This window comes from Spirillospora sp. NPDC049652 (genome assembly GCF_040675125.1).
Lineage (GTDB): Bacteria > Actinomycetota > Actinomycetes > Streptosporangiales > Streptosporangiaceae > Spirillospora.
Genome location: NZ_JBFAOF010000802.1, coordinates 1 through 3,398 on the forward strand (window position 1 = coordinate 1; position 3,398 = coordinate 3,398).

Annotated in this window: 2 protein-coding genes; both read left to right on the forward strand. The window is 74.5% G+C overall.

Annotated features, from left to right (window positions below):
- On the forward strand, window positions 1–1,925 hold a 1,925-nt coding region (locus AB0J52_RS32895), incomplete at its 5' end, for a PD-(D/E)XK nuclease family protein (protein WP_500186744.1).
- Window positions 1,922–3,398, forward strand: a 1,477-nt coding sequence (locus AB0J52_RS32900; RefSeq protein WP_500186746.1) for an ATP-dependent helicase, incomplete at its 3' end; no start/stop codon positions are given. The genes AB0J52_RS32895 and AB0J52_RS32900, both read left to right, overlap by 4 nt.

Here is a 3,398-nt window from a genome sequence, read left to right on the forward strand (position 1 = left end):
TCGCCGGCGACGAGGTGCCGCTGGTCGGCGAGCCGGCCGTCCGGCCGTTCCTGGTGCTGCTGCGCGCCGCCCTCAAGAAGGACCATCTGGACGAGGTCGTCGCCGAGGATCTACTGACCAGCACGCTCGGCGGGGCCGACGCCCTCGCCATGCGGCGGCTCAAGCGCGCGCTGCGCGACCTGGAGGACATCTCCGGCGGCCGCCGCGACCTGGCCGAGCTGCTCGTCGCCGCCGTGGACGACCCGCGCGAGCTGGTGCTCGTCCACGAGAAGGTGCGTGCGCCCGCCGAGCGGATCGCGCGGCTGATCGAGGTCGCGCGGCGCAGCGCCGCCGAGGGCGGCAGCGCCGAGGACGTGCTGTGGGAGGTGTGGCAGGAGTCCGGGCAGGCGGACGTCCTGCTGGAGCAGAGCGTGCGGGGCGGCGGGCGCGGCGCGGCCGCCGACCGCGACCTGGACGCCGTCGTCGCGCTGTTCGACGCCGCCGCGCGGTTCGTCGACCGGCTGCCGCAGGCGGGCCCGGAGCTGTTCGTCGACACGATCTCCGCGCAGGAGATCGCCGGGGACACCCTCGCCGAGAGCGCGCCCGAGGGCGAGGCCGTCCGGATCCTGACCGCGCACCGCGCGAAGGGCCTGGAGTGGGACGTGGTGGTCGTCGCGGGCGTCCAGGAGGGCGTCTGGCCGGACGTGCGGCTGCGCGGCTCGCTGCTCGGCGTCGAGGAGCTGGTCGAGCACGTCGCCGGGTCGCAGGTGCCGGAGGAGGGCGCGGCGGCCGGGGCGTCGCTGTCGGCGAAGATGCTGGACGAGGAGCGCCGCCTGTTCTACGTCGCGGTCACCCGCGCGCGGCGGCGGCTGGTCGTGACGGCCGTCGGCGGGGACGACACCGAGGAGCGGCCGTCCCGGTTCCTGAACGAGCTGCTGCCCGGCGCGATCGAGCGGTCCCGGCTGGACGAGCGGACCCGCTGGCTGTCGCTGGCGGCGCTGGTCGCCGACCTGCGCTCGGTGGTCGCCGACCCGTCCCGTCCGGAGCCGATGCGCAGGGCCGCGGCCGGGCACCTGGCGCGGCTCGCGCGCGCGGGCGTCCGGGGCGCCCGCCCGGAGAACTGGTACGCGATCACGGCCCTGTCGGACGCGGGCCCGGCGTTCGCCGAGGACGAGCAGATCACCATCTCGCCGTCCCAGGTCGAGACGTTCACCACGTGCGGCCTGCGCTGGCTGCTGACCTCGGCGGTCGGCGCGCAGGAGGGCGGCCCGAACGAGTACTCGACGATGGGCAAGGTCGTGCACGCGGTCGCCGAGATGGCGGGCGCGGACGAGAACGTCACCGAGGTGGACGTCGCGCGCCGCCTGGACGAGATCTGGAACGACCTGGACTTCCGCTCGTCCTGGTACTCCGAGAAGCAGCGCGAGCAGGCCGCGGTGATGGTCGACCGGTTCCTCGCCTGGAACCGGGAGAACCCGAACGAGGTCGTCGCGCTGGAGGAGTCGTTCAAGGTCGACCTCGGCCGCGTCGTCATCAAGGGCCGCATCGACCGCGCCGAGCGGGACGCCGAGGGCCGCGCGGTGATCATCGACATCAAGACCTCCACCACGGCCGTCGGGAAGGGCGACCTGGCCCGGCACCCGCAGCTCGGCGTGTACCAGTACGCGGTGATGCTCGGCGCGTTCCAGCGGCACGGGCTGGTCGAGCCGGGCGGCGCGAAGCTGGTCCAGGTGGGGAAGGCGGCGTTCGCGAACCGCGTCCGCGAGCAGGAGCAGCCGCCGCCCTCGGACGACCCCGACCCCGAGTGGCCGAAGAAGCTGGTCGAGATCGTCGCGACCGGGATGGCCGGCGAGGTCTTCCAGGCGCGCGCGAACGAGAAGTGTCGGACCTGCCCGGTACGGTCCTGCTGCCCGGTGCACGAGACGGGGGGACAGGTCGGTCCATGATCACTCCGGCGGAGCTGGCACGGCTGCTCGGGGTGCCGGAGCCGACCGAGGAGCAGGCGCGGGTCATCGAGGCCCCGCTCGCGCCGATGGCGGTGATCGCGGGCGCCGGGTCCGGCAAGAGCGAGACGATGGCGGCGCGGGTCGTCTGGCTGGTCGCCAACGGGTTCGTCCGGCCCGAGCGCGTCCTCGGGCTGACCTTCACCCGCAAGGCGGCGGCCGAGCTCGGCGCGCGCGTCCGCAAGCGGCTCGACACGCTGCGCGAGCAGCTGCCCGCGCACGAGCTGGAGCGGCTCGGCGGCGAGCAGATCTTCGACGGCGAGCCGATGGTCTCGACCTACCACGCGTACGCGGCGCGGCTGTTCGGCGACCACGCGCTGCGCGAGGCGCTGGAGCCGACGATGCGGCTGATCTCCCCGGCGGTCGCGTGGCAGATGTGCTCGCGCGTGGTGGACGCCTACGCCGGCCCGATGGACAAGATCGACTGGTCGCCGGACACGGTCACCAAGGCCGTCATGGAGCTGGGCGGCGACCTCTCGGAGCACCTGCGCACCCCGGACGACGTCCGCCGCATCGGGGAACGCCTCGACGCGATGTTCGCGGCGCTCAGGAAGCCGCTCAAGGCGCAGCGGGACATCCTCGCCAAGCACGGGGTCCGCGAGCAGCTGATGCCGCTGATCGAGCGGTACCAGCAGGCCAAACGCGCGCGCGAGGTCATCGACCATGGCGACCAGATGGCGCTGGCCGCGCGGATCGCCCGCAACCACCCCGAGGTCGGGATGATCGAGCGGTCCCGGTTCCCGGTCGTGCTGCTGGACGAGTACCAGGACACCAGCCAGGCCCAGCTCGTCCTGCTGACCTCGCTGTTCGGCGGCGGGCACGCGGTGACGGCGGTCGGCGACCCGTGCCAGTCGATCTACGGGTGGCGCGGCGCGAGCGCGGGCAACCTGCTGCGGTTCGCCCATGACTTCCCGCGCCGTCCGGCGGCCGGGACCGTCCCGGCCGAGCCCGCGCCGGTCAACAAGCTCAGCCGCAGCTTCCGCAACGGCGAGCGCATCCTGGACGCCGCCGCGCGGGTCCAGGCCGAGCTGCGCGAGGACGCCCGCGACGTGCCCGTGCTGATCCCCGGCGCGGGCCGCGAGGGGCGCGGCCGGGTCGAGTGCGGGCTGTTCGCCACGGTCGAGGACGAGGCCGACCGGATCGCCGAGCGGGTCGTCCAGCTGATGGGCCCGACCGAGTACGCCCCGGACGGCGGCCCCGCCGGGGACGAGCCGCTGAAGTGGTCCGACATCGCCGTCCTCGCCCGCAAGCGGTCGCAGTTCCCGCTGCTGCGGCGGGCCCTGGAGCTGCGGGACGTGCCGGTCGAGGTGGTCGGCCTCGGCGGCCTGCTGACCGTCCCGGAGGTGCAGGACGTCGTCGCGACGCTGCGCGTCATGCACGACCCGACCGCCGGGGCGTCCCTCGCGCGGCTGCTCA